Source organism: Kitasatospora sp. NPDC059795, from assembly GCF_042732175.1.
In the GTDB taxonomy this organism is placed as follows: domain Bacteria; phylum Actinomycetota; class Actinomycetes; order Streptomycetales; family Streptomycetaceae; genus Kitasatospora.
Genome location: NZ_JBHWID010000007.1, coordinates 35,420 through 59,355, shown reverse-complemented (window position 1 = coordinate 59,355; position 23,936 = coordinate 35,420). Strand labels below are relative to the sequence as shown.

Below are 23,936 nucleotides of genomic sequence, written 5' to 3'. Positions count from 1 at the left end.
GGGCCCCCCCGGGCCAAACCCCGCCGGCGGCCGTACCCCCCAATAAACCATCACACCTCGTGGTCTTCCGGCGGGGGGGGGGGGGCCCCCCCCCCCCGCCCCCACCCCCCGAAAACGGGCCGAAGAGCCATGCGAAACTTTTCACATGTCTTGGACGCCCACCCGCCGCACCCGCCTCACCGCCGCCCTCGGCGCGGCCACCGCCCTGGCCCTCGCCGGGTGCTCCAGCTCCGGTTCCAGCGGCGACGGCTCGGTGGGCTTCATCACCGGCAAGGGCGGCATCGACACCGCCGCCGCCGGCCACCGGGTGGCCGCCCCGGACATCACCGGCACCGGGCTGGACGGCGCCGGCGCCATCAAGCTCTCCGACTACCACGGCAAGGTGGTCGTCCTCAACATCTGGGGCTCCTGGTGCAGTCCCTGCCGCGCCGAGGCCAAGGGCCTGCAGGAGAGCTCCCAGAAGTACGCGGACCAGGTGCAGTTCCTCGGCATCAACACCCGGGACACCGACCCCGCCAACGCCATCGCGTTCGAGAAGAACTTCGGGGTGACCTACCCGTCCATCTACGACCCGGACGGCACCCAGATCCTCAAGTTCCCCAAGGGCAGCCTCAACCCGCAGTCCATCCCGACCACCATCGTGATCGACAAGGACGGCAAGCTGGCCGCCCGCGCCATGCGCGCGATGTCCACCGAGGACCTCGACAAGATGATCGAACCGATCCTCGCGGAGTCCAAGTGAGCGCCGCCCTGGCGGCTGCCGGGGTCGGCTACAACGACACCGTGGGCAGCGGCGCGCTGATGCTCGCCCTGCCGATCGCGCTGGCGGCCGGCCTGCTCTCCTTCTTCTCGCCGTGCGTGCTGCCGCTGGTCCCCGGCTACCTCAGCTACGTCACCGGCTTCTCCGCCGCCGACCTCTCCGACGCCCGCGGCGGCCGCCGCGGCCGGATGCTGGCCGGCTCCGGGCTGTTCGTGCTCGGCTTCGCCGCTGTCTTCATCACCGGCGGCGCCCTGTTCGGCTCGTTCGGAGAGACCCTGCTGGAGTACCGGCGGCCCATCTCGATCGTGATGGGCGTGCTCACCGTGCTGATGGGCCTGGCCTTCATGGGCCTGCTGCCCGGCTTCACCATGCGCGAGGTACGCAGCCACCGCCGCCCGGCGATCGGCCTGGCCGGCGCCCCGCTGCTCGGCGTGGTGTTCGGCGTGGGCTGGACGCCGTGCATCGGCCCGACCCTGGCGGCGATCCAGTCGCTGGCCCTCAACCAGGCCAGCGCCGGGCGCGGCGCACTGCTGATGACGGCCTACTGCTTCGGCCTCGGCGTACCGTTCGTCCTGGCCGCGCTGGCCTTCCGCAAGGCGCTGGGTGCCTTCGGCTGGGTCAAGCGGCACTACCAGTGGGTGATGCGGGTCGGTGGCGGCATGCTCGTCGCCGTCGGCCTGGCCCTGGTGACGGGGGCGTGGGACGCACTGGTCAACCAGCTCCAGTACCTCACCCAGAACTTCTCGATCGGAATCTGACCCGTGAGCGACACCAAGACCAGCCCCCAGCCGGCCGACGCCGCGGACCCGGACGCCGCCGACGTCGAACGGCTCAGCACCGCGCCCGCCGAGGACGCCGACGTCCCGGTCGGCATAGGTTTCGTCGGCTGGCTGCGCTGGTTCTGGCGGCAGCTCACCTCGATGCGGGTCGCCCTGCTGCTGCTCTTCCTGCTGTCGGTGGCGGCCATCCCCGGCTCGCTGGTCCCGCAGGAGGGCCAGAACCCGATGAAGGTCGCGGCGTGGAAGGAGTCCCACAAGGGCCTCGTCCCGCTGTTCGAGAAGCTCCAGATGTTCGACGTCTACAGCTCGTTCTGGTTCGGCGCGATCTACATCCTGCTGTTCATTTCGCTGGCCGGCTGCATCGTGCCGCGCACCTGGCAGTTCGTCGGCGTGCTGCGGGCGCAGCCCCCGGCGGCCCCGCGCAACCTGACCCGGATGCCGGTCTACGCGGCCTGGCAGACCGATGCCGACGCAGACACCGTGAACGCCGCCGCCCATGCGCTGCTGAAGAAGCGCCGTTTCCGGGTCGCCGCCAACGGCGGCTCGGTCGCCGCCGAGAAGGGCTACCTGCGTGAGGTCGGCAACCTGCTCTTCCACTTCTCGCTGTTCGCGCTGCTGATCGGCGTCGCCTGGGCCGGCCTGGCCTCCGGCACCGCCAACAAGCTCGTGCTGGAGGGCCAGGGCTACTCCAACACCACCACCCAGATCGACGACTTCACCGGCTCGCCGTTCTACGGCGTGAACGACCTGGACGCCTTCGGCTTCAAGCTGGACGGCTTCACCGCCAAGTACCAGGCGGACGGCCCGCAGACCGGCACCGCCCGGCAGTTCACCGCGAACGTCCGCTACTGGGTCGGCGACGACGCGACCAAGCTGAAGAAGTCGACCATCGAGGTCAACCACCCGCTGGAGATCGACGGTTCCAAGGTCTTCCTGATCGGCCACGGCTACGCCCCGGTGGTGACGGTCAAGAACGCCAAGGGCGAGATGGTCTACCGCGGTCCGACGGCGTTCCTGCCGCGCGACGCCAACATGACCTCGCCCGGCGTGATCAAGGTCAACGACTACGGCACCGACGCCAACGGCAACAAGACGCAGCTGGCGTTCCAGGGCTTCTTCCTGCCCACCGCGGCGCCGAACTTCGACCGCACCGGCCCGATCTCGCTGTTCCCGGCCCCCGCCGACCCGCAGCTGGTGCTCACCGCCTACGTCGGCGACCTGCGCACCGACAGCGGCCTGCCGCAGAACGTGTACCAGCTGGACGACAAGGCGATGACCCAGCTGAAGGAGGGCGACAAGATCGCCAAGGCCCGCCTCGGCGTCGGCCAGACCTGGGAGCTGCCTGACGGCTACGGCACCCTCTCCTTCGACGGCTACCAGCAGTGGGCCACGTTCAGCATCTCGCACCGCCCCGGCAACTCGATCGCGCTGGTCGGCGGGATCGCCGCGATCCTCGGCCTGATCGGCTCGCTGTTCGTCCAGCGCCGCCGGATCTGGGTCCGGGCCGTCGCCGGTCCCGACGGCCGCACCCTGGTCGAGGTGGCCGGCCTGAGCCGCAGCGAGTCCGCCCGCACCGCCGAGGAGCTCGCCGAGCTCGCCGTCGAGCTGCAGGACGACGCCCCGGCCGTCGACGAGCCCTCCGAGACCGACACCGAAGACGCACCGGCAGCCGCCGACTCCCCGGCCGCAGCCGCCCCCACCGCCCCGGAAACCAAGGAGTAGACGGTGCTGCTCGCGCAGGTCAACACCCAGTTGGCCGATATCTCCAACAATCTGATCTATTCGGCGATGACCGTCTACACCCTGGCCATGTTCGCCCAGATGTTCGAGTGGACGTTCGGTGCCAAGGGCGGCGTCGCCGTCCGCTCCCGGCAGCAGGCCACCCTCGCGGAGGCGGTCAGCGACTCCGCGGACGCGGCCAAGGGCGTGCGCAAGGTCAGCGTCACGGTGGCCTCGCAGAGCGGCGGCACCACCACGCTGACCCGCACCGCGCTGGCCGATGCCGGCGCCACCACGGTGACCAGCGGCCGCGGCGACGACGGCGCCCCGGCCGACGGCCCCGGCCCGGCCGGCACCAGCGAGAAGGCCGACATGGCCGGCCGGATCGCGGTCTCGCTGACCGTGCTCGGCCTGCTGCTGCACGCCGGCAGCGTGCTCACCCGCGGCCTGTCGGTGATGCGCTGGCCGTGGGGCAACATGTACGAGTTCTCCGTCGCCTTCGCGCTGATGATGGTCGGCTCGTACGTCGTCCTGCTCGCCACCAAGAAGAACGTGCGCTGGCTCGGCCTGCCCGTGGTGATCGCCGTCCTGCTGATCCTCGGCGTCGCCGTCAGCATGCTGTACACCGACTCCGAGCAGCTCGTCCCGGCGCTGCACTCGTACTGGCTGGGCATTCACGTCTCCACCGCGACGATCTGCGGCGGCGCGTTCTTCGCGGCGTTCGTCGCCACCGGCACGTACCTGATCAAGGACCGCTACGAGCACCGGATCGCGGCCGGCCTGACCGTCCGCGCGTCCAACCTGATGGACCGCCTGCCCGCGTCCAGCACGCTGGACAAGCTGTCCTACCGGATCAACGCCCTGGTCTTCCCGCTGTGGACGTTCACCATCATCGCGGGCGCGATCTGGGCCGAGGCCGCCTGGGGCAAGTACTGGGAGTGGGACCCGAAGGAGACCTGGTCGTTCATCACCTGGGTCGCCTACGCCGCCTACCTGCACGCCCGGGCCACCGCCGGCTGGCGCGGTCGCAAGGCCGCCTACCTGGCCCTGCTCGCCTTCGCCTGCTGGCTGTTCAACTTCTACGGCGTCAACATCTTCATCACCGGCAAGCACTCCTACGCCGGCGTCTGACGTCCCGCCACACCGAAGTCAACCCCGAGTCGACCGACTCACCCCCGAGAACCACAAGCCGCGAGGAGGGCCGCACCATGGAGTGCGACGAGGTCATCATGACCGTCCGAATCACCGCAGCGGAACGTGCGCTGCTGCGACGGCTCGCCCAGGGCCACCACAGCGATGTCTCCGAGGTCGTCGCCGACGGCCTGCTGGACGTTCTGCCCACGCTGCACTGCCCGGCGGACGCCCACCGGCTGCTCGCCGCACTCGCCACCCCGGCGCCCTGCGCGCTCACGGTGTGGCTCCCCACCGAGCTCGCCGACCTGCTCACCATCGCCGCCGCGCGGATCGCCCACTCCACGGGCGTCCGCCTCGGCTCGTCCTGCGTCATGCTCGGGGCCGCCGTGCGGCTCTGGCTGGCCCAGGACCCGCTGCGACTGGCGGCCAACCTCACCACCATGCACGCCGGCCGCCCTGCGGCGCTCGTCGCGGCGTAGCAGCAGCCAAAACACCAGGGGCTCCGGAGGCGATCGCCTCCGGAGCCCCTGGTGTCGTTACGCGGCCTGCTGCCAGCTGACCGGGGAGAAGTACGCCGGGCGGCGCTCCAGCCGGGACCAGGTGGCGATCGGCTCGACCGCCTGGTTGGCGGTGGCGACCGTCGCCGCCTGCGCGGCGCGGGCGGCGAGCACGGCGGTCAGGGCGGCGAGCTCCTCGGCGGACAGCGAGCCGCGGACGATACGGACGAGAGGTTCGTTCATGGTTCCTGTTTCTCCCCCAGGCTGGCAGCTGAACGGTGGCGGCGGGCGCGTCGCACCGGTTACATCGGCGGGTTGCCGTGCTTGCGGCTCGGCAGATCGGCGTGCTTGGTGCGCAGCATGGCCAGCGAGGAGGCCAGCACGGCGCGGGTCTCGGCCGGGTCGATGACGTCGTCCACGAGGCCGCGCTCGGCCGCGTAGTACGGGTGCATCAGCTCGCTCTTGTACTCCTTGATCTTCTGCGCGCGCATCGCCTCGGGGTCGTCGGCCCCGTTGATGTCGCGGCGGAAGATCACGTTCGCGGCGCCCTCGGCGCCCATCACGGCGATCTCGTTGGTCGGCCAGGCGAAGGACAGGTCCGCGCCGATGGAGCGGGAGTCCATCACGATGTACGCGCCGCCGTACGCCTTGCGCAGGATCAGCTGGATGCGCGGGACGGTGGCGTTGCAGTACGCGTACAGCAGCTTCGCGCCGTGGCGGATGATGCCGTCGTGCTCCTGGTCCACGCCGGGCAGGAAGCCCGGCACGTCCAGCATGGTGACCAGCGGGATGTTGAACGCGTCGCACATCTGCACGAAGCGCGCGGACTTCTCGGAGGCGTTGATGTCCAGCACGCCGGCCAGCGACTGCGGCTGGTTGGCGATGATGCCGACCACGTGGCCGTCCACCCGGGCCAGCGCGCAGATCACGTTGGTGGCCCAGCGCTCGTGGACCTCCAGGTACTCGCCGTGGTCGACGATCTCCTCGATGACCTTGCGCATGTCGTACGGGCGGTTGCCGTCGGCGGGGACGAGGTCGAGCAGCGAGTCGTTGCGGCGCTCGACCGGGTCGTCGTTGGCGACCACCGGCGGCATCTCGCGGTTGTTCTGCGGGAGGAGGGACAGCAGGTAGCGGACCTCCTCGATGCAGGACTGCTCGTCGTCGTAGACGAAGTGCGAGACGCCCGAGACGGAGGAGTGGACGTCGGCGCCGCCGAGGCCGTTCTGGGTGATCTTCTCGCCGGTGACGGCCTGCACCACGTCGGGGCCGGTGATGAACATCTGCGAGGTCTCGCGGACCATGAACACGAAGTCGGTCAGCGCGGGCGAGTACGCCGCGCCACCGGCGCACGGGCCGAGCATCACGGAGATCTGCGGGATGACGCCCGAGGCGCGGGTGTTGCGCTGGAAGATGCCGCCGTAGCCGGCCAGCGCGGTGACGCCCTCCTGGATGCGGGCGCCGGCGCCGTCGTTCAGCGACACCAGCGGGGCGCCGGCCGCGATGGCCATGTCCATGATCTTGTGGATCTTCTGCGCGTGGGCCTCGCCCAGCGCGCCGCCGAAGATCCGGAAGTCGTGGGCGTAGGTGAAGACGGTGCGGCCGTGGACGGTGCCCCAGCCGACGACCACGCCGTCGGTGTGGGGCTTCTTCGCCTCCAGGCCGAAGCCCTGGGCGCGGTGCCGGCGCAGCGGCTCGACCTCGTGGAAGGAGCCCTCGTCCAGCAGCAGGTCGATCCGCTCGCGGGCGGTCAGCTTGCCCTTGGCGTGCTGGGCCTCGGTGGCCTTCTCGCTCGGACCCCGGCGGACCTGCTCGCGCAGCTCGTGAAGTTCGGCGACCCGGCTACGGGCATCGGCCGGAGCCTCGCCGCCGACCGGCGCGTCGTGCAGGACCGTCATCTCGAACCTCTCCAAGGTCACCTGAGCCAGCGAACACCTCTTCTGCTACGACAGTACGAGCCAGTGCGCCTGCGTTTCGGCGTCCATTCCGTACAAGGTCGGGACCCGATCGCTGTAGAGGGCGCACAGAAGGGGGCGCGCGGGGCTACTGCCGGGTCGCTTCCGACGGGTACCCGGGGATACCCCCCACCGGGATCGTCGCGGCAGGTGAATTGGCAGGTCAGCGGCAAGATTCGGGGCATGCGAAGGCCGCCGGAACGCGGCCCTCCGGAAGGGGCGCGCGAAGGCCGGCGGCCGACTGGAACAGAACCGGAGAACGTCCGGATGGTAGGGATGCGCCAAAAGGCGGGATCAGCCCTTCGGATCCTCCTCCGGGCGCTCGCCCCGGCGCAGATCCTCCTCGCGGCGGCGCAGGTCCGCCTCCCACTGCTTGAGCATGTCCTCGTGCTGCTGATTGCCGCGCTTCAGCGAGGCCAGGAACTCCGGGTCGTCGTCCGGCGCGAGCGGCCGCGGCCGCTCGTACTCCGGGTACCCGGCCGTCGGACCGGACGGCCACGGCACCTGGCGGCGGCGGGCCCGGCGCTTTCCGGCCACCAGCCAGGCGATCGACCCGACCAGCGGAAACAGCAGCACGATGATCACCCACACCACCTTCGGCAGGTGGCGGATCTCGTCCTCCGGGGTGGTCAGGCAGTCGATGAACGCCCACACCCACAGAGCCAGCAGTACGACCGTGGGGGCGACTCGCAGAAGCACAGCGCAGAACTCCGAACTACGTTCGAACAGGACCCTTGGCGGGCTCAGGTTAGCCCGTATCGGATACTGACAGGTATGGCATACGACGATCTCCGTTCCTTCCTCCGGGCCCTGGAACGGGAGGGCGACCTGAAGCGGATCAAGGTGGAGGTCGACCCCTATCTGGAGGTCGGCGAGATCGTCGACCGGGTGCAGAAGGCCAAGGGCCCCGCGCTGCTCTTCGAGAACGTCAAGGGCTCGGCGATGCCGCTGGCCATGAACGTCTTCGGGACCGAGCGCCGGCTCTCCAAGGCCCTCGGCCTGAAGTCCCCCGACGACATCGCCGAGAAGATCGGCGGCCTGCTCAAGCCCGAGCTGCCGCACGGCTTCACCGGCTTCCGCGAGGCCTTCGGCAAGCTCGCCTCGATGGCGCACGTCCCGCCGAAGAACGTGAAGTCCGGCGACGCCCCGGTGCACGAGGTCGTGCTCACCGGCGAGGACGTCGACCTGGAGCAGCTGCCCGCCCTCTTCACCTGGCCGCAGGACGGCGGCTCCTTCTTCAACCTCGGCCTGACCCACACCAAGGACCCGGACTCGGGCATCCGCAACCTCGGCCTGTACCGGTTGCAGCGGCACGACAGGCGCACCATCGGCATGCACTGGCAGATCCACAAGGACAGCCGCAACCACGCCGCGGTCGCCGCCAAGCGCGGCGAGAAGCTCCCCGTCGCGATCGCCTTCGGCTGCCCGCCCGCCGTCACCTACGCCGCCACCGCACCGCTGCCCGGCGACATCGACGAGTACCTGTTCGCCGGCTTCGTCGCCGGCGAGCGGGTCCGCATGGTCGACTGCAAGACCGTCCCGCTGCAGGTCCCCGCCGACGCCGAGGTCGTCCTCGAAGGCTGGCTGGAGCCCGGCGAGATGCTCCCCGAGGGCCCGTTCGGCGACCACACCGGCTTCTACACGCCGCAGGAGCCGTTCCCGGCCCTCACCATCGACTGCGTCACCATGCGCCGCCGCCCGCTGCTGCAGTCCATCGTGGTCGGCCGGCCGCCCACCGAGGACGGGCCGCTCGGCAAGTTCACCGAGCGCTTCTTCCTGCCGCTGCTCAAGGTGATCATCCCGGACATCGTCGACTACGACCTGCCCGAGGCCGGCGGCTTTCACAACTGCGTGATCGTCTCGATCGACAAGAAGTACCCCAAGCACGCCCAGAAGGTCATGCACGCCATCTGGGGCGCCCACATGATGTCGCTGACCAAGCTGATCATCGTGGTGGACGCCGACTGCGACGTCCACGACTACCAGGAAGTCGCCTGGCGGGCCCTCGGCAACGTCGACTACAGCCGCGACCTGTCCGTCGTCGAAGGCCCCGTCGACCACCTCGACCACGCCTCCTACCAGCAGTTCTGGGGCGGCAAGGCCGGCATCGACGCCACCCGCAAACTCCCCGAGGAGGGCTACACCCGCGACGGCGGCTGGCCCGAGATGGTCGCCTCCGACCCGGCGACCGCCGCCCGGGTCACCCGTCGCTGGAAGGAATACGGGCTGTGACCACCACCGCTGCCGCCTTCGAGGCTCCGCAGAGCAGGACCCGGGCCTTCCTGCGCCTGGTCATGATCGAGCACTCGATCTTCGCCCTGCCGTTCGCCTACATCGCCGCCCTCACCGCGATGTTCCTCGCCGACAGGTCCGTGCACTGGGGCCAGCTGCTGCTGGTCACCGTCTGCATGGTCGGCCTGCGCACCTTCGCGATGGCCGCCAACCGGATCATCGACCGCGAGATCGACGCCCGGAACCCGCGCACCGCCAATCGCGAACTCGTCACCGGCGCCGTCTCGGTCCGCACCGCGTACATCGGCTCCGCCATCGCCCTCGCGGTCTTCCTCGGCTCCGCGGCCCTGCTCAACACCCTCTGCCTGGTGCTGGCCCCCGTCGCCGTGATCCCGATGGTCGTCTACCCCTACGGCAAGCGGTTCACCGACTTCCCGCAGGCCATCCTCGGCCTCGCCCAGGCCATCGGCCCCGTCGGCGCCTGGCTCGCCGTCACCGGCACCTGGTCCTGGGAGGCCGCCGTCCTCGGCCTCGCCGTCGGCATCTGGATCGGCGGCTTCGACCTCATCTACGCCTGCCAGGACGTCGCCGCCGACCGCGGCATGGGCGTCCGCTCCGTACCGGCGAAGTTCGGCATCCCCGCCGCGATCACCGGCGCCCGCGTCTGCCACGCCCTCACCACCGCCCTGCTCGTCTGGTACGCCGTCCTCACCCACGCCGGCGCCTTCTTCTGGTGCGGCCTCGCCGTCGTCGCCGGCGCGTTCGTCTACGAGCACACCATCGTCAAGCCGCACGACCTCTCGCGCCTCAACCGGGCGTTCTTCTCCACCAACGGCTTCGTCGGCATCTCGCTCTTCGCCTTCGCCCTGATCGACCTGATCGCCCGGGGTCTCACGGTGTAAGGGGTGCGCGCTCGCCGCTGCAGCCCGGCAGCGGGATGCGCCATGCTGGAACGAGGGGCCCGACGAGATTCGGACAGGGAGCGCGATGATCGGCACACTGCAGTGCGTGGTGCTGGACTGCCACTACCCGGCGGGCCTGGCGCACTTCTACGCCGCTCTGCTCGGCGGTGAGGTCGACCGGCCCGACCCGCGCTGGTCGCTCGACGAGGAGTGGTCCACCGTCCACCTGCCGAACGGCCAGGTGCTCGGTTTCCAGCGCGTCGAGGACTACCGCCCGCCGATCTGGCCCGACCCGGGCCACCCGCAGCAGCTGCACCTGGACATCGAGGTCGAGGACGTCTCCGCAGTGGAGCAGCGAGTGGTGGAACTCGGTGCCGAGGTCAAGGACCGGGAGCAGGGCTGGACGGTGTTCGTCGACCCGGCCGGGCACCCGTTCTGCCTGATCCCGCGCCACGCCGCCTGACCGCTCAGGCCAGCGTCAGCACGTCCCCGACCCGCAGCCGACCGGGCCGGGCGACGGAGGCCAGCGCGCCGAGCTCGCCGTCCCGCTCGTGCGCGACGGTCTTCAGGATCTCCGGCGCGTGCGGCAGCCCGGGCTGCGCCGCCCCGACCATCACGCACCGCACGCTGGCCCGGACGAACGCCAGCCGTGCCCCGCCCTTCACCCGGCCCTCCCGGCCGTACCAGTTGTCCTCGGTGAACGGCGGCGTCCCGGGCGGGGTCCGCAGCAGCACGTTCGGCCGGAACCGGCGCTCGTCCACCACCGCGGACGGCACCGCCTCGGCCACCCAGTCCAGGGTCGCGGTGGTCAGCACGCTCACCGGCAGCTCGTCGAAGTGCGACACCGCGTCCTCGCGGGCCAGTCCGACGTCCTCCTGCTCCAGGTAGGCGCGCAGGAACGCGTCCGGGTCCGGCACCGGCATCCCCAGCGGGTCGAACAGCTCCGGGCCGTCGATCCGGCTGCCCAGCCGCGAGCTGAGCCGCAGCAGGCCGTCCATCCGGCGGAACCGGCGGGTGTTCTTCCCCGACCCGAACTTCCCGGCGCCGTCGCGCACCGCGTACAGCCGGTCGCCGACCAGGCCGCGGTCGTCCACCTCGACGGAGTCGAGCAACTCGCCGCCCGTGGACTTCACGGGGTAGCGCCACAAGCGCTCGACCACACCGACGATCTGAGGCATGGCGCGAGCCTAGCGCCGCCCCGACCCGATGGTCTAGACCAAGTCCCGGGCGGGGAAGGCCCGTTCAGCCGATCCGCGCCACTGCCCGCACCGGCGCCCCGTCCGCCGCCGTCAACCGCATCGGGAACAGCGACACCTCCACCGGCACCCCCGCCGCCTGCGCCTCCAGCAGCAACGACAGGTCCGTCAGGTTCTCCGCGATCACCCCACCGCCCTCCGGCCCCAGCAGCACCCGGTGTGCCGCCAGCAACGGCAACTCCGGCTCCGGATCGTGCTCGTCCTTCAACTCGGCGATCAGGCTCGCCACTTCGGGATCCGACGGGCCCGGATCCGGCGTCGGGTCCACCGACAGCGCATCCACTCCGACGGTGCGCACGCCGGCCGCGACGATGGCCGCCGCCGCCTCCTCCGACAGGTACGGATGCGCGAAGTACCGGTCCGTGCCCCAGTACTTGGGCCACCCCGTCGCCAACAGCAGCACCGTCCCCGGCCCCGACGCCGCGAGCGCCTCCGCCAGGTGCCCCGCCGTCACCTCGCCCCGGGCCGGCAGCCCCCGCAGATCCACCACCACCGCGGGCCCCGTGAACAACTCCAACGGCAACCCGTCCAACGTCGGCCACCGCACGTCCAGGTGGTACGGCGCATCCACATGCGTCCCCGTCTGCGACCCCAGATGCACCGCCAGCACATTCACCCCCTCCACCTCCGCCGTCAACGCCGCCCGCAACTCCACCCCGGGATCCCCGGGGTACACCGGCATCCCGGACACCACGGGATGCGTCAGATCCACCAACTCCGCTGCCATGGCACACATTCTGAACCCAGTGGGAGCATCGACAGCAGACCGACAGGAGTACGTGGGGGCGCCCGCACCCGCGACAATGGCCCCATGAGCACCACCACCCGTCGCCCCTGGGTCGTCGGCGTCTCCGGCGCCAGTGGCACCCCCTACGCCGCGTCCGTGATCCGCGCGCTGCTCGACGCCGGCGAGCCCGTCGACCTGATCGTGAGCCGGGCCGCCCGCCTGACCATCCTCGACGAGACCGGCATCTCCTTCCGGGACGCCCACTGGAAGGCCGATCTCGCGCAGTGGCTGGGCCGCGACGAGAAGGAGCTCGACGACGTCCGCCACTGGTCCGCAGGGGACTTCGCGGCGGGCCCGTCCTCCGGCTCGTACCCGGCGAAGGGCATGCTGGTCGTCCCGGCGACCACCGGCGCCGCCGCCGGCATCGCGCTGGGCCTCTCCAAGGACCTGCTCCAGCGCACCGCCGCGGTGACGCTCAAGGAGCGCCGCCCGCTGGTGCTCTGCCTGCGCGAGACCCCGCTGACCGGCTCCACCCTGCAGCACCTGGTGTCGCTGGACGCACAGGGCGCGGTGGTGCTGCCGGCGTCGCCGGGCTTCTACGCGGGCGGCTCCACGGCCCAGGAGCTGGTGGACTTCGTCGCGGGCCGGGTGCTGGACGCGGTGGGCGTGGCGCACCGGCTGTACCGCCGTTGGTCGGGCAGCCTCGGAGAGTCGGGCAGCACTCCTGGAAGCTCCCCGGAAACGGGGCCGCGCCGGGGCGAGTGAGCGGCCTCGCTACGGGAGAGTATGTTCTCTGGGATACCCCGGTCGATCGGCGCTCGGCGCCTTGGATTCCAGAAAATGATCTTGGTTCTGGAGAGGTTCGGAAGGACACGGCAGGCAATGGACTCTGTGGACAGGCAGCTCATTCAGGCACTCCGTGAGAACGGCCGTGCCTCGTACGCCGAGCTGGGCCGCCTGGTGGGCCTCTCCGGGCCGAGCGTGACGGACCGGATCAACCGCCTTGAGCAGGCGGGCGTGATCACCGGGTACCGGGCGACGGTCAACCCGGCGACCCTCGGCTACGGCGTGACGGCGCTGATCGGTCTTCAACTGACCGACGCCGCCGACCACGACGACGTCTCGCACCGGCTGAAGGACCTCCCGGAGGTGGAGGACTGCTGGTTCATCGCGGGCGACGACTCGTACATGCTGAAGGTCCGGGTCCCGGACGTGGAGGGCCTGGAGTCGGTGGTCAAGCGGCTGTCCGGCACCAAGGGCGTGGCCCGCACCCGGACCACGGTGGTGCTCTCCACCAAGTGGGAGAACCGGGTCAGCGAATTGCCGCTGCACCTCGCGGAGTAAGCGGACTAGGGTCGTCACCTCACGAACCGTCAACCCCGAGGATGGTCCCGCATGTCCCTGGTCGACCTGGAAGACCTGCGCGCCGCCCAGCGCCGGATCGCCGGCGTGGCGGTCCGCACCCCGCTGATGCCCTGCCCGTGGGCGGAGCAGCCGGACGGGCGCCGGCTGTGGCTGAAGCCGGAGAACCTCCAGCCGACCGGGGCGTTCAAGATACGCGGGGCGTTCAACCGGCTGGCCGCGCTCACCGAGGAGGAGCGCGCCCGGGGCGTGGTGGCGCAGTCCAGCGGCAACCACGCCCAGGCGGTGGCGTACGCGGCGCAGCGGCTCGGCATCAAGGCGGTCATCGTGATGCCCGACACCTCGCCCGCCGTGAAGATCGAGAACACCCGCTCGTTCGGCGCCGAGGTGCTGGTCGTCCCGGCCGAGCAGCGTGACACGCTCCCGCCGCAGCTGGTCGCCGAGCACGGCTACGTGTGGGTGCCGCCGTACGACGACCCGTACATCGTGGCGGGCCAGGGCACGGTCGGCCTGGAGATCGCCGAGGACGCCCCGGACGACCTGGACACCGTGCTGGTGCCGGTCTCCGGCGGCGGCCTGATCGGCGGGACGGCCGCCGCGCTCAAGCTGACCTGCCCGGGCGTGCGGGTGATCGGGGTGGAGCCGGAGTTCGCGGCGGACGCGCAGGAGAGCCTGCGCAAGGGCGTCCGCACCGCCTGGCCGATCGCGGACACCTACCGCACGATCGCCGACGGCCTGCGCACCCCGTCGGTCGGCGTCCTCCCGTTCGAGCACCTCACCGCGTACGTGGACGACATCGTCACCGTCTCCGAGCAGGAGATCCGGGACACCGTCGCGCTGCTGGCCCGCCGCGGCCGGCTGGTCGCCGAGCCGTCCGGCGCGGTCGCCGCGGCCGCGTACTTCCACCGCGCCGAGGAGCTCGGCGGCCGGGTCTTCGCGGCCGTGGTCAGCGGCGGGAACGTGGAGCCCGCCCTGCTGGCCGAGCTGCTGGCGGTCTAGGCGTAGTCTCGACTGGCAACGAAACGAAGGACCGAGGAGGCGGAGCGCCGCATGGACGCAGGGCTCAAGCGCGAGCTGGAGGCGAAGGTCTACGCCGGTGAGCGGCTGACCCGCGAGGACGGGGTCGCGCTCTACGAGAGCGACGACCTGGCCTGGCTGGGCGGCTTGGCGCACCACGTGCGGACGCAGAAGAACGGCGACGTCGTCCACTTCAACGTCAACCGCCACCTCAACATGACCAATGTGTGCAGCGCCTCCTGCGCGTACTGCTCGTTCCAGCGCAAGCCGGGCGAGAAGGACGCGTACACGATGCGCATCGAGGAGGCCGTCCGGCTCGCCAAGGCGATGGAGTCGGAGTCCCTCACCGAGCTGCACATCGTCAACGGCCTGCACCCCACCCTTCCGTGGCGCTACTACCCGCGCTCGCTGAAGGAGCTGAAGGCCGCGCTGCCGAACGTCTCGCTGAAGGCGTTCACCGCGACCGAGATCCACTGGTTCGAGCGGATCAGCGGTCTGACGGCGAGCGAGATCCTGGACGAGCTGATCGAGGCCGGCCTGGAGTCGCTGACCGGCGGCGGCGCGGAGATCTTCGACTGGGAGGTCCGCCAGCACATCGTCGACCACGAGACCCACTGGGAGGACTGGTCGCGCATTCACCGCCTGGCGCACGAGAAGGGTCTCAAGACCCCGGCCACCATGCTGTACGGCCACATCGAGGAGCCCCGCCACCGGGTCGACCACGTGCTGCGGCTGCGTGAACTGCAGGACGAGACCGGCGGGTTCCAGGTCTTCATCCCGCTGCGCTACCAGCACGACTTCCACGACTCCAAGGACGGCAAGGTCCGCAACCGCCTGATGGACCGCACCGAGATGGCCACCGGCGCCGAGGCGCTGAAGACCTTCGCGGTGTCCCGTCTGCTGTTCGACAACGTCCCGCACGTCAAGGTGTTCTGGGTGATGCACGGCGTCACCACCGCGCAGCTGGCGCTCAGCCACGGCGCGGACGACATGGACGGCTCGGTGGTCGAGTACAAGATCACCCACGACGCGGACAACTTCGGCACCCCGAACAAGCTGGGCCGCGACGACCTGCTCGGCCTGATCCGGGACGCCGGCTTCCGCCCGGTCGAGCGCAACACCCGCTACGAGGTCATCCGCGAGTACGACGGCCCGGACCTGCAGCGCCGGGAGACCCCGCAGGCCATGCGCCTCTGACTCCCGCTCAACCCCTCTGCGCCCGGCGGCCGGTTCTCGGCCGCCGGGCGCACGGCTGTTTCCCGGGGGGCGTGCGGGGTAGCTGTGCACCACCCGGAGCGCCTCTCACCACCGAAGTAGCATCTCCGGGCCCGTACGCTCACAGGCTCATCACACGGCCCGGGTTCCACCGCGTCCGCCGGGTCTGGGAGGATCGACGGCATGTCCGGTTCCCATCGCGCCGCCTCGCACCGCCGCCCGGCCCCCGCGCCGGCCCCCTGGAGCGAGGACGAGCAGCCCCAGGGCCGAGCCGCGTCCCGTCGCCGTCGCAAGCCGAAGCCCCGCCGCGCCGCCAAGCTCACCGTCGGCACCGCGACCCTGCTGGCCCTGACGGCCGGCTGGTTCACCATCGGCCCGGGCCGGGACTTCCAGGGCGAGACCGCCAGCGCCGCCCCGGACCGCGGGCCCGAGGCCGCCCCCGTCAAGGCCGCCGACTCGCACACCGACGCCCCGGCCGCCGACCGCTCCGCCCGGGACCGGATCACGGCCATACCGGGGCTCGGCGCCTCCTGGACGGCGAAGATCCCCGCCGAGACCCGCCAGGTGCTGGTCGCCAGCGGCAAGGACAAGGACTCCTCGGACAACACCGTCACGCTGTGGACCCGCGGCGACGACGGCGGCTGGCAGGCCGGCCAGTCCTGGCCCGCCCACAACGCCTACAAGGGCTGGACCACCGACCACCACTCCGGCGACCTGCGCAGCCCGATCGGCATGTTCTCGCTCACCGACGCCGGTGGCCGCGACGCCGACCCCGGCTCCAAGCTGCCGTACGACCACAACGCCAAGTTCGTGATGGGCGGCCGCGGCTTCAACAACGAACCGCTGGCCGGCTCCTTCGACTACGTGGTCGCGATCAACTACAACCGGGTGGTCGGCGCCTCCCCGCTCGACGGCCGCTTCCCGGAGGGCGCGGCCAAGGGCGGCGGCATCTGGCTGCACCTCGACCACGGCGGCCCCACCCACGGCTGCATCTCGCTGACCGAGGACCACATGGTCGAGCTGATCAAGACCCTCGACCCGGCCCTGCACCCGATGATCGTCATGGGAGACGCCCAATCCCTCGCGGCGTGACCCGGTTCCGGTTGTGAGGGCCCTACAGCTTCCGGCACCCGATCCTGTACCAGGGCGTTACCGCCCGACTCGCCGGTAACCCGGTTGAGTGGCAGTATGACCGCCTCCCGCATTGTGGCGCTGGGCCACTACCAGCCGCCGAAGATCCTCACCAACGACGATCTCTCGGCGATGGTCGACACCGACGACCAGTGGATCCGCAGCCGGGTCGGCATCCGGGCCCGGCACATCGCCGAGGACGAGACCCTGGTCGACCTCGCCACGAGCGCCGCCCAGAAGGCCCTGGCCCGCGCGGGAGTGACCCCCGACCAGATCGACCTGGTCGCCGTCGCCACCTGCACCGCCCTCGAACGCAGCCCCAACACCGCCGCCGCGGTCGCCGCCCGGCTCGGCATCCCCACCCCCGCCGCCTACGACCTGAACACCGTCTGCTCGGGCTTCTCGTACGCGCTGGCCACCGCCGACCACGCGATCCGGGCCGGCGCCGCCACCCGCGCGCTGGTGATCGGCGCCGAGCGGATGTCCGACATCGTGGACTGGACCGACCGCACCACCTGCGTGATCTTCGCGGACGGCGCGGGCGCCGCCGTCCTGGAGGCCGTCCCCGACGACCGGGCCGGCATCGGCCCCGTGGTGTGGGGCTCCGACCCGGAGAAGAACGAGGCGGTGGTGATCAGCGGCTGGCAGCCGATCATCAGCCAGCAGGGCCAGACCGTCTTCCGCTGGGCCACCACCCAGGTCGCCCCGCTGGCCCGCCAGGCCTGCGAGAAGGCCGGCCTCGACCCGTCCGAGCTGCGCGGCTTCGTCGCCCACCAGGCCAACCTGCGGATCATCGACGCGATCGCCGGGAAGCTCGGCCTGGCCGAGGACGCGGTGATCGCCCGCGACGTGATCGAATCCGGCAACACCTCCGCCGCCTCCATCCCGCTCGCGCTGTCCAAGCTGGTCGAGCGCGGCGAGCTGCACAGCGGCGACCCGGTGCTGCTGTTCGGCTTCGGCGGCGGCCTGGCCTGGGCCGGCCAGGTGGTGCGCTGCCCCTGACGGGGGCCTGCGGACACGGCGCAGGGGCGGCCGGGAGAACTTCTCCCGACCGCCCCTGCGCTTCGTTGTCTGGTGCGGTTGACGCCCCGCGGTACGTCGGCGAACCTCCCCCGAGGACACGGCCGCGTCCGACGCACCCCGGACAGGAACCGGGGCCGGGCGCCACTGGACTGGGTCTGTTACTTCGGCGGCTTCTTTCCGGTGACTCCGAGGTACACCTGGAGCGCCAGGCTGGGCTTGAGGTCCTTGACCTTCACGCCCCACGAGGTGAACGCCTTCGAGTGCTCCGCGGACGCGGCCAGCAACGTCACCAGGGCGCCGGCGACGGCCGAACCGTCGACCGTCTTGTCGGTCTTGCCCTGGGTGTTGCGAACCGCCTCGGCGAGCGGAGAGGCCACCGAGTTGAGGACCTTCATACGGATCTTGAAGAACCGCTTGTCCCCTTCCGCGGCACCGAGCGTGACCACTCGGAGAATGGCGTCATTCTTGCGCCAGAAGGCGAGGAATCCGTCCACCAGTTCTTCAGAAGTGGCAAGGCCGGTCTTTCCCGCCCAGGACTTTCCATCGACGAGCTCTTTGAGCCCGCCGCTGTCCTCGGCCATTTCCTCGGCGATCTCAAGGACTGCGCCCTCGACATCCGGGAAGTACTGGTAGAAGGTCGCGGGGGAGGTACCCGCCATACGGGCGACGTCGATGACCTTGACGTCCCGGTACGGCGACGTGCTGAGCATCTCGCGGAGGCAGTCGAGCAGCTTCTGCCGCGTCTCCTGTCCGCGCCGCCCGGCGACGCGACCGTCGACGGTGCGAACTTGTCCTGTCATGCCGTCAGCTTACCGTGGCACGATCTTGGCGCGATTCGGTAGTGCGACTATTAGTCCGCCCGTGCGGAGAATCAACGACTTTTCAGCGTGTGTTGTTGCCCCCCCGTGCACTGATGACCCCACAGCGTGACGACAAGTCAGCCGCAGAGGGTTCGGCGGGCCCCGTCGGCCCGCCGGCCGCCGGGCCGGGCCGGGTGACACGGGCGGGTGAGATTGGCTCCAGGACGGCGGGCATTGGAGAATCGGGGGCGCGCCACCGCCGGGGGGCGTTGGCTGAAGGGGAGGTGGCTGCGGAGTGGACCAGCTGACGGCGCACGATCCGAGGCGGATCGGGCCCTTCGAAGTGCTTGCCCGGCTCGGCGCGGGCGGCATGGGCCTCGTGTACCTGGCCCGGTCGGCCTCGGGCCGCCGGGTGGCCGTCAAGACCGTCCGCACCGAACTGGCCGAGGACAACCTGTTCCGGGTCCGCTTCGCCCGCGAGATCGCCGCGGCCAAGACCGTCGGCGGTTTCTACACGGCCGCCGTGGTGGACGCCGACGCCGACGCCGCGGTGCCCTGGCTGGCCACCGCCTACGTGCCCGCGCCCTCGCTGGAGGACCTGGTCACCGACTGCGGGCCGCTGCCCGCCGACGCGGTGCGCTGGCTGACCGCCGGCATCGCCGAGGCCCTGCAGTCCATCCACGCCGCCGGGCTGGTGCACCGCGACCTCAAGCCGTCCAACGTGCTGGTGGTCGAGGACGGCCCGCGGGTGATCGACTTCGGCATCGCGGCCGGCGTGTCGAGCACCCGGCTCACCATGACCAACGTCGCGGTCGGCACCCCCGCCTACATGTCGCCCGAGCAGGCCCGCGACAGCCGCAGCGTCACCGGCGCCAGCGACGTCTTCTCGCTCGGCTCGCTGGTGGTCTTCTGCGCCACCGGCCACCCGCCGTACCGGGGCACCAACCCGGTCGAGACGGTGTTCCAGCTGCTCCGTGACCAGCCCGACCTGTCCGGGCTGCCCGCCGAGCTGGTCGACCTGGTGCGGGCCTGCATGCGGCCCGCGCCCGAGCACCGGCCGACGCCCGCCCAGATCCAGGCCGAGCTGGCCCCGCACCTGTTCTCCCGGGCCGACGCCTCCGGCGAGGCCGGGGACTGGCTGCCGCCCGCCGCGCTCGACCTGATCGAGGCCAAGCGCAGCAGCCGCCGCCCGGTCAGCCAGCCGCCCGCGCCCGTGGTGCCGCCGCAGCCGGTCGCCCCGCCGATCTCGCAGGCCGCGCCGCTCGGCGTGCCGTCCGAGGCCGAGGTGGCCACCGAGCGGGTGCGGCCGCACCGGCGGGAGGCGCCCGGCGCGCCCGGCGGCGACGGCGAGATCCGGCTGGCCGGCGCGCACGTGCCGATAGGCCCCGGCCCCCGGGTGGAGCCCGTCGCCCCGTCCGCCGCCCCGGTCGGCACCGACTGGGTGCGCCGCACCTCCGCGCCGGCCGCCCCGCCGAGGCCGCCCGCCGCCCGCTGGCGGCCCTGGCGGTTCCGGATGTCCAACGACGTCTGGGGCACCCCGGTGGTCGCCGACGGGACGCTGTTCGTCTCCAGCTTCGAGGTGCACGCCCTCGACATCGGCTCCGGCGAGCGCCGCTGGAAGACCCGGGACGTCGCCTGGGCGCTGGCCGTGGACGGCGGCCGGGTGCACGCCGCCGACGGGCCGCACCTGTACACCGTCGACTCCGCCGACGGCACCGAGCGCTGGCGCACCTCGCTGGACGGCTGGGTGTACTCGCTGGACGCCGCCGACGGCGTGCTCTGCTGCGGCATCCGCGGCGGCGGGGTGCAGCTGCGCTCGGCCGCCAGCGGCGCCGAACTGTGGCGCGCCGACGACGCCCAGCAGGAGTACGAGAACCCGCAGTCCGGCCCCACGCTGATCGCCGGCTCCGCCTACTACCAGGGCTCCGGCCGGCTGCACTGCGTGGACCCGCGCGGCAGCGGGGTGCGCTGGGCGTTCCCGGTGGCCGGCAAGGTCCCGGCCCGGCCGGTCGCACGCGGCGGCGTGCTCTACCTGACCTCCGGCCAGCGGGTGCACGCGCTGGACGCCGCCACCGGCGCCGAGCGCTGGCGCTTCGACGCGCCCGTCGTGCTGTTCACCCCGCCCGCGGTCGACGACCGGGCGGTGTACGTCGCCGACTACCTCGGCACCCTGTACGCGCTGGACGCCGCCACCGGGCACGGCCTGTGGCGGGCCTCCACCGCCAACCGGCAGGGCGCCGAGCCCGCCGTGGTCGCCGACGGGACGGTGCTGCTGGGCTCCGGCGACACCCTGTTCGCCTTCGACAGCGCCACCGGCCTGGAGCGCTGGCGCTACGCCGCCCGCGCCGACCTGGTCGGCTCCCCGGCGGTCGCCGACGGCCTGGTGCACCTCGGCAGCCGCGACCACTCGCTGCACACCCTGGAACTCGCCACCGGCCGTCTGCGCTGGGAGCTCGGCACCAAGGGCGAACTGACCGGCTCCCCGGTCGCCGTCGACGGCCGGGTCTTCGTGGGCTCCAAGGACCGCTGCGTGTACGCGCTGGACTCCTTCTACGGCACGGCCGTCCCGCACTGACATTCGGGTGAGAACTTCTTTGTCCAGGTCGGTGACCGGGGGCACCGGACGGGGCATACCCTCCCTCGAAATGATCATCACATTGATGGTCGTTCGAGGGAGGGAACCCACATGTCCATCGCTTTCGCCCGGCGCCGCTCGGCCGTCGCCGCGGCCGCCCTCGGCGTGGTGCTCGCCGCCACCGGGGCCGTCGCGCCCACGGCCGGCGCCACCGACCTGCCGGCCCCGCCGACCGGCCTGCGCACCGTGCCCGGCACCGACTGCGCCGGCGGCACCGTGCTCGGCCTCGGCGACCTCACGCTGTTCGCCAACGCCTCCGACTCCGGGAAGGTGGAGTTCCAGCTGCTGCGCTCCGGCACCGGGGCGCCCGTCGACGACGTCACCCTGTCCGCCACTCCCGGCACCGCCGCGGTCCACCAGCTGTCCCGTGACGTCCTGACGGCCGCAGCCGGCGGGACGATCACCGACTTCGACTGGAAGGCCCGCGCCCAGGGCGGTCAGGAACCCGGCGACTGGTCCACCACCTGCCACTTCCGCTACGACCCGACCGTGCCCACCGCCGCTCCGACGGTGTCCGTTCCCAGCGGGCTGGTGATCGGTACGCCCGTGCAGATCACGGTGACCGCCGGGCCGGGGGAGCCGCCCGCCGCCTACGAGTACCAGGTCGGCGGAGAGGCCCCGAAGACCGCCACCGCCGACGCTTCCGGCAACGCCGTCCTGACCGTCACTCCCGTCAGCGCGTACAGCAATCTGACCGTCGTCCCGCTGTCCCCGGGCGGGAACCGCGGACCGCAGGCCACCGCCGGGCTGAACGCGGCGCAGCCGCCGCGGGTCGCCGGCGACATCGACGGCGACGGGCGGCCCGACCTGTTGCTGGTCGGCGGGCAGCTCGGCCTCGGCGACGGTCTGTGGCTCGCCAAGGGTCAGGGCGGCGGCGTGCTCGCCCCCGCCGTCCAGGTCGGCGCGGCCGGCACCGGGCGGAACGCGCCGGGCGGCGCCGCCGACTGGAACGGCACGCTGGCGGTGGGCGGCCGGTTCAACGGCACCCAGGCGGACAGCGTGCTCGCCTACGTGCCGAGCGTGGGTGTCGGTACCGCGCTGCCCTACGCGGCCGGCGGGTTCGACCCGTACAGGTCGGTCAACATCGGGCAGCACGTCTTCGACGACGGCACCAAGCGGGTCGAGCGGGTCGCCGACGCCGGTGAGCTGTACTCGGCCGGGAACGGTTACCCGACCGGTTTCCGCACCACGGACGGCCTGCTGGTGCTGGCCGGCGGCAAGCTGATCCTTGTGGGCAGCGCCAGCTTCCCCGGCGCCTTCCAGTCGCTGGGGTCGGCCGTCGAGCTGAGCGACGTCAACCCGGCCGGCACCGGTGACTGGCACGGCTGGTCCATCACCACCGCGGTGCTCGGCGCGGAGCGCCTGCCCGGCCTGTTCGCCCGCAACGACGCGGACGGCTCGCTCTACTACTACGCCGCCTCGACGCTGACCGGGCCGTTCCTCGGCGACCCGATCGGCACCCCGGTGCTGGTCGCCGCCGGCGGCTGGGACGCGGCGAGCAAGCCGGTCCTGCAGGGCACCGACCTGGACGGCGACGGCCTCGCCGACCTGTGGGCCGTGGACGCGCAGGGCAACGCCACCGGCTACCGCTTCGACGGCACCACGCTGACCGCGCTGGCCACCTCGCCGATCCACCCGGCGAACTGATCCGGAGCCCGTGGGCCCCGGACCGAGTCCGGGGCCTACGGGTGGCGGTGCTGCCAGCCGGCCCAGGCGGAGGAGACCATGGCGCGGACGTCGTGGCGGGCCGTCCAACCGAGTTCGCGGTGGATCAGGTCGGCGGAGGCCACCACCCGGGCCGGGTCGCCGGGGCGGCGGGCGGACACCTCGGGGGCGAGGTCGAGGCCGGTGACCTCGGCGATCTCGGCGAGCATCTCGCGGACGGAGACGCCGTGCCCGGTGCCGATGTTGAGGGTCAGCCGGACCGGTTCGTCGGGCGCGGCCGCGCTCAGCCGGCGGACCGCGGCGACGTGCGCGGAGGCGACGTCCGAGACGTGGATGTAGTCGCGGACGCAGGTGCCGTCCGGCGTCGGGTAGTCGTCGCCGAAGATCAGCGGGGGCAGTCCGGCGGTGAGGCGCTGGAAGGCCAGCGGCACCAGGTTGGCCGCGCCCGGGTCGGACAGTTCGGGGGAGGCCGCGCCCGCCACGTTGAAGTAGCGCAGCGACACCGCGGACAGCCCGTAGGCGTCGGCGCAGGCGTTCAGCAGCCACTCGCCGGCCAGCTTGGTCTCGCCGTACGGGTTCATCGGCAGGCACGGCGTGGCCTCGGTGACCAGGTCGACGTCCGGCATGCCGTAGACGGCGGCGGACGAGGACAGCACCGCCCGGCGCACCCCCGCGTCCACCGCGGCGGCCAGCACGACCCGCAGGCCCTCCACGTTCTCGTGGTAGTAGCGCAGCGGCTGGGCGACCGACTCGCCGACCTGCTTGCGGGCGGCCAGGTGCAGGACGCCGGTGACGCCGTGCTCGGCGAGGACGCCGTCCAGCAGCGGGCGGTCCAGCGTGGAGCCCGTCACCAGGGGGACGCCGGGGGGCAGGTGGGAGGCCGCGCCGGAGCTCAGGTCGTCCAGGACGACCACGGACTCGCCGGCTGCGACCAACTCCCGGACGACATGACCGCCGATGTAGCCGGCCCCGCCCGTGATCAACCAGGTCATGGGCCGATCCTAGACGGCCGCTTTCCGGGTGGCGGCGGGTGTGTCTGCACAGGCAATCGGACATTTCGCTGAAATGCTGACAAAGTTCTGTCCTGCGACCGGAGGGGGCCGCCGTGCGCCCGAAGAAGGAACCGACCC

Annotated in this window: 23 protein-coding genes; 16 read left to right on the top strand and 7 right to left on the bottom strand. The window is 71.8% G+C overall.

Annotation, left to right across the window (positions count from 1 at the left end; translation table 11 throughout):
- The first annotated feature begins 145 nt into the window (after positions 1 to 145).
- The 5 genes from ACFV4P_RS16245 to ACFV4P_RS16225 all read left to right on the top strand — a co-directional run bounded on the left by ACFV4P_RS16245 (position 146) and on the right by ACFV4P_RS16225 (position 4,871).
- A complete protein-coding gene (locus ACFV4P_RS16245; protein WP_380471523.1) occupies positions 146 to 742 on the top strand; it encodes a TlpA family protein disulfide reductase in 597 nt (198 codons plus the stop codon).
- 59 nt (positions 743 to 801) lie between these two features.
- Complete coding sequence (locus ACFV4P_RS16240; RefSeq protein ID WP_380472036.1) at positions 802 to 1,518, top strand: cytochrome c biogenesis CcdA family protein; 717 nt, start codon at positions 802 to 804, stop codon at positions 1,516 to 1,518.
- A gap of 3 nt (positions 1,519 to 1,521) precedes the next feature.
- Positions 1,522 to 3,261: a cytochrome c biogenesis protein ResB gene (locus tag ACFV4P_RS16235; RefSeq protein ID WP_380471521.1), complete on the top strand. Its 1,740-nt coding sequence runs from the start codon at positions 1,522 to 1,524 to the stop codon at positions 3,259 to 3,261.
- Positions 3,262 to 3,264: 3 nt separating this feature from the next.
- Positions 3,265 to 4,389, top strand: a complete 1,125-nt coding sequence (gene ccsB, locus ACFV4P_RS16230) for a c-type cytochrome biogenesis protein CcsB (RefSeq protein WP_380471519.1) — start codon at positions 3,265 to 3,267, stop codon at positions 4,387 to 4,389.
- Positions 4,390 to 4,466: 77 nt separating this feature from the next.
- The gene (locus ACFV4P_RS16225) at positions 4,467 to 4,871 is read left to right on the top strand and encodes a hypothetical protein (RefSeq protein WP_073807808.1); all 405 of its coding nucleotides are present in this window, start codon (positions 4,467 to 4,469) and stop codon (positions 4,869 to 4,871) included.
- Between the two features lie 57 nt (positions 4,872 to 4,928).
- Here the strand turns inward: ACFV4P_RS16225 and ACFV4P_RS16220 are convergent, their stop codons facing one another.
- The 3 genes from ACFV4P_RS16220 to ACFV4P_RS16210 form a co-directional block, all read right to left on the bottom strand.
- Positions 4,929 to 5,132, bottom strand: coding sequence for an acyl-CoA carboxylase epsilon subunit (locus ACFV4P_RS16220; RefSeq protein ID WP_380471517.1), 204 nt, complete (start codon positions 5,130 to 5,132; stop codon positions 4,929 to 4,931).
- Between the two features lie 59 nt (positions 5,133 to 5,191).
- Positions 5,192 to 6,784, bottom strand: coding sequence for an acyl-CoA carboxylase subunit beta (locus tag ACFV4P_RS16215; RefSeq protein ID WP_380472034.1), 1,593 nt, complete (start codon positions 6,782 to 6,784; stop codon positions 5,192 to 5,194).
- A gap of 351 nt (positions 6,785 to 7,135) precedes the next feature.
- Positions 7,136 to 7,540 (bottom strand): PLD nuclease N-terminal domain-containing protein, encoded by a 405-nt coding sequence (locus tag ACFV4P_RS16210; RefSeq protein WP_380471515.1) that lies wholly within the window; start codon positions 7,538 to 7,540, stop codon positions 7,136 to 7,138.
- A 75-nt stretch (positions 7,541 to 7,615) separates the two neighbouring features.
- Between ACFV4P_RS16210 and ACFV4P_RS16205 the strand changes: the two genes are divergently transcribed.
- The 3 genes from ACFV4P_RS16205 to ACFV4P_RS16195 all read left to right on the top strand — a co-directional run bounded on the left by ACFV4P_RS16205 (position 7,616) and on the right by ACFV4P_RS16195 (position 10,438).
- Positions 7,616 to 9,073 carry a menaquinone biosynthesis decarboxylase gene (locus ACFV4P_RS16205; protein ID WP_380471513.1) on the top strand — a complete coding sequence of 486 codons (1,458 nt, stop codon included), beginning with the start codon at positions 7,616 to 7,618 and terminating at the stop codon, positions 9,071 to 9,073.
- Positions 9,070 to 9,975 carry a menaquinone biosynthesis prenyltransferase MqnP gene (gene mqnP, locus ACFV4P_RS16200; RefSeq protein ID WP_380471511.1) on the top strand — a complete coding sequence of 302 codons (906 nt, stop codon included), beginning with the start codon at positions 9,070 to 9,072 and terminating at the stop codon, positions 9,973 to 9,975. The genes ACFV4P_RS16205 and mqnP overlap by 4 nt, the downstream gene beginning before the upstream one ends.
- An 85-nt stretch (positions 9,976 to 10,060) precedes the next feature.
- Positions 10,061 to 10,438: a VOC family protein gene (locus ACFV4P_RS16195; protein ID WP_380471509.1), complete on the top strand. Its 378-nt coding sequence runs from the start codon at positions 10,061 to 10,063 to the stop codon at positions 10,436 to 10,438.
- Between the two features lie 4 nt (positions 10,439 to 10,442).
- Here the strand turns inward: ACFV4P_RS16195 and ACFV4P_RS16190 are convergent, their stop codons facing one another.
- Positions 10,443 to 11,153 (bottom strand): MOSC domain-containing protein, encoded by a 711-nt coding sequence (locus tag ACFV4P_RS16190; protein ID WP_380471507.1) that lies wholly within the window; start codon positions 11,151 to 11,153, stop codon positions 10,443 to 10,445.
- A 64-nt stretch (positions 11,154 to 11,217) separates the two neighbouring features.
- A complete protein-coding gene (locus ACFV4P_RS16185; protein WP_380471505.1) occupies positions 11,218 to 11,958 on the bottom strand; it encodes a cyclase family protein in 741 nt (246 codons plus the stop codon).
- An 84-nt stretch (positions 11,959 to 12,042) separates the two neighbouring features.
- Here ACFV4P_RS16185 and ACFV4P_RS16180 point away from each other — a divergent pair, with 84 nt between their 5' ends.
- From ACFV4P_RS16180 to ACFV4P_RS16155, 6 genes are all read left to right on the top strand, one after another.
- Positions 12,043 to 12,723 (top strand): UbiX family flavin prenyltransferase, encoded by a 681-nt coding sequence (locus ACFV4P_RS16180; RefSeq protein WP_380471503.1) that lies wholly within the window; start codon positions 12,043 to 12,045, stop codon positions 12,721 to 12,723.
- A gap of 117 nt (positions 12,724 to 12,840) precedes the next feature.
- Entirely contained in the window at positions 12,841 to 13,302 is a 462-nt protein-coding gene (locus ACFV4P_RS16175) for an Lrp/AsnC family transcriptional regulator (protein WP_030462120.1), read from the top strand.
- A 51-nt stretch (positions 13,303 to 13,353) separates the two neighbouring features.
- Positions 13,354 to 14,319 (top strand): threonine/serine dehydratase, encoded by a 966-nt coding sequence (locus ACFV4P_RS16170; protein ID WP_380471501.1) that lies wholly within the window; start codon positions 13,354 to 13,356, stop codon positions 14,317 to 14,319.
- Positions 14,320 to 14,370: 51 nt separating this feature from the next.
- Positions 14,371 to 15,534 (top strand): aminofutalosine synthase MqnE, encoded by a 1,164-nt coding sequence (gene mqnE, locus ACFV4P_RS16165; protein WP_380471499.1) that lies wholly within the window; start codon positions 14,371 to 14,373, stop codon positions 15,532 to 15,534.
- A 201-nt stretch (positions 15,535 to 15,735) separates the two neighbouring features.
- Positions 15,736 to 16,644, top strand: a complete 909-nt coding sequence (locus ACFV4P_RS16160) for a L,D-transpeptidase family protein (RefSeq protein WP_380471497.1) — start codon at positions 15,736 to 15,738, stop codon at positions 16,642 to 16,644.
- A gap of 96 nt (positions 16,645 to 16,740) precedes the next feature.
- Positions 16,741 to 17,685 (top strand): beta-ketoacyl-ACP synthase III, encoded by a 945-nt coding sequence (locus ACFV4P_RS16155; RefSeq protein WP_073807828.1) that lies wholly within the window; start codon positions 16,741 to 16,743, stop codon positions 17,683 to 17,685.
- A gap of 179 nt (positions 17,686 to 17,864) precedes the next feature.
- Here the strand turns inward: ACFV4P_RS16155 and ACFV4P_RS16150 are convergent, their stop codons facing one another.
- Positions 17,865 to 18,506: a TetR family transcriptional regulator gene (locus tag ACFV4P_RS16150; protein WP_073807830.1), complete on the bottom strand. Its 642-nt coding sequence runs from the start codon at positions 18,504 to 18,506 to the stop codon at positions 17,865 to 17,867.
- Positions 18,507 to 18,801: 295 nt separating this feature from the next.
- Between ACFV4P_RS16150 and ACFV4P_RS16145 the strand changes: the two genes are divergently transcribed.
- The gene (locus ACFV4P_RS16145) at positions 18,802 to 21,081 is read left to right on the top strand and encodes a serine/threonine-protein kinase (protein ID WP_380471495.1); all 2,280 of its coding nucleotides are present in this window, start codon (positions 18,802 to 18,804) and stop codon (positions 21,079 to 21,081) included.
- Positions 21,082 to 21,192: 111 nt separating this feature from the next.
- On the top strand, positions 21,193 to 22,788 hold the full coding sequence (locus ACFV4P_RS16140; protein ID WP_380471493.1) for a hypothetical protein: 1,596 nt from the start codon (positions 21,193 to 21,195) through the stop codon (positions 22,786 to 22,788).
- 35 nt (positions 22,789 to 22,823) lie between these two features.
- On the opposite strand, the gene galE is transcribed toward ACFV4P_RS16140, so the two are convergent.
- Positions 22,824 to 23,798 carry a UDP-glucose 4-epimerase GalE gene (gene galE / locus ACFV4P_RS16135; protein ID WP_380471491.1) on the bottom strand — a complete coding sequence of 325 codons (975 nt, stop codon included), beginning with the start codon at positions 23,796 to 23,798 and terminating at the stop codon, positions 22,824 to 22,826.
- Between the last annotated feature and the right edge of the window lie 138 nt (positions 23,799 to 23,936).

Coding starts and splice junctions, on each gene's coding strand:
- ACFV4P_RS16160 (WP_380471497.1), top strand. CDS start 15,736: ATGTCCGGTTCCCATCGCGCCGCCTCGCACCGCCGCCCGGCCCCCGCG.
- ACFV4P_RS16195 (WP_380471509.1), top strand. CDS start 10,061: ATGATCGGCACACTGCAGTGCGTGGTGCTGGACTGCCACTACCCGGCG.
- ACFV4P_RS16215 (WP_380472034.1), bottom strand. CDS start 6,784: ATGACGGTCCTGCACGACGCGCCGGTCGGCGGCGAGGCTCCGGCCGAT.
- ACFV4P_RS16140 (WP_380471493.1), top strand. CDS start 21,193: ATGTCCATCGCTTTCGCCCGGCGCCGCTCGGCCGTCGCCGCGGCCGCC.
- ACFV4P_RS16190 (WP_380471507.1), bottom strand. CDS start 11,153: ATGCCTCAGATCGTCGGTGTGGTCGAGCGCTTGTGGCGCTACCCCGTG.
- ACFV4P_RS16170 (WP_380471501.1), top strand. CDS start 13,354: ATGTCCCTGGTCGACCTGGAAGACCTGCGCGCCGCCCAGCGCCGGATC.
- ACFV4P_RS16240 (WP_380472036.1), top strand. CDS start 802: ATGCTCGCCCTGCCGATCGCGCTGGCGGCCGGCCTGCTCTCCTTCTTC.
- ACFV4P_RS16175 (WP_030462120.1), top strand. CDS start 12,841: ATGGACTCTGTGGACAGGCAGCTCATTCAGGCACTCCGTGAGAACGGC.
- ACFV4P_RS16225 (WP_073807808.1), top strand. CDS start 4,467: ATGGAGTGCGACGAGGTCATCATGACCGTCCGAATCACCGCAGCGGAA.
- ACFV4P_RS16205 (WP_380471513.1), top strand. CDS start 7,616: ATGGCATACGACGATCTCCGTTCCTTCCTCCGGGCCCTGGAACGGGAG.
- ACFV4P_RS16185 (WP_380471505.1), bottom strand. CDS start 11,958: ATGGCAGCGGAGTTGGTGGATCTGACGCATCCCGTGGTGTCCGGGATG.
- mqnE (WP_380471499.1), top strand. CDS start 14,371: ATGGACGCAGGGCTCAAGCGCGAGCTGGAGGCGAAGGTCTACGCCGGT.
- ACFV4P_RS16155 (WP_073807828.1), top strand. CDS start 16,741: ATGACCGCCTCCCGCATTGTGGCGCTGGGCCACTACCAGCCGCCGAAG.
- ACFV4P_RS16220 (WP_380471517.1), bottom strand. CDS start 5,132: ATGAACGAACCTCTCGTCCGTATCGTCCGCGGCTCGCTGTCCGCCGAG.
- ACFV4P_RS16180 (WP_380471503.1), top strand. CDS start 12,043: ATGAGCACCACCACCCGTCGCCCCTGGGTCGTCGGCGTCTCCGGCGCC.
- galE (WP_380471491.1), bottom strand. CDS start 23,798: ATGACCTGGTTGATCACGGGCGGGGCCGGCTACATCGGCGGTCATGTC.
- ACFV4P_RS16150 (WP_073807830.1), bottom strand. CDS start 18,506: ATGACAGGACAAGTTCGCACCGTCGACGGTCGCGTCGCCGGGCGGCGC.
- ACFV4P_RS16245 (WP_380471523.1), top strand. CDS start 146: ATGTCTTGGACGCCCACCCGCCGCACCCGCCTCACCGCCGCCCTCGGC.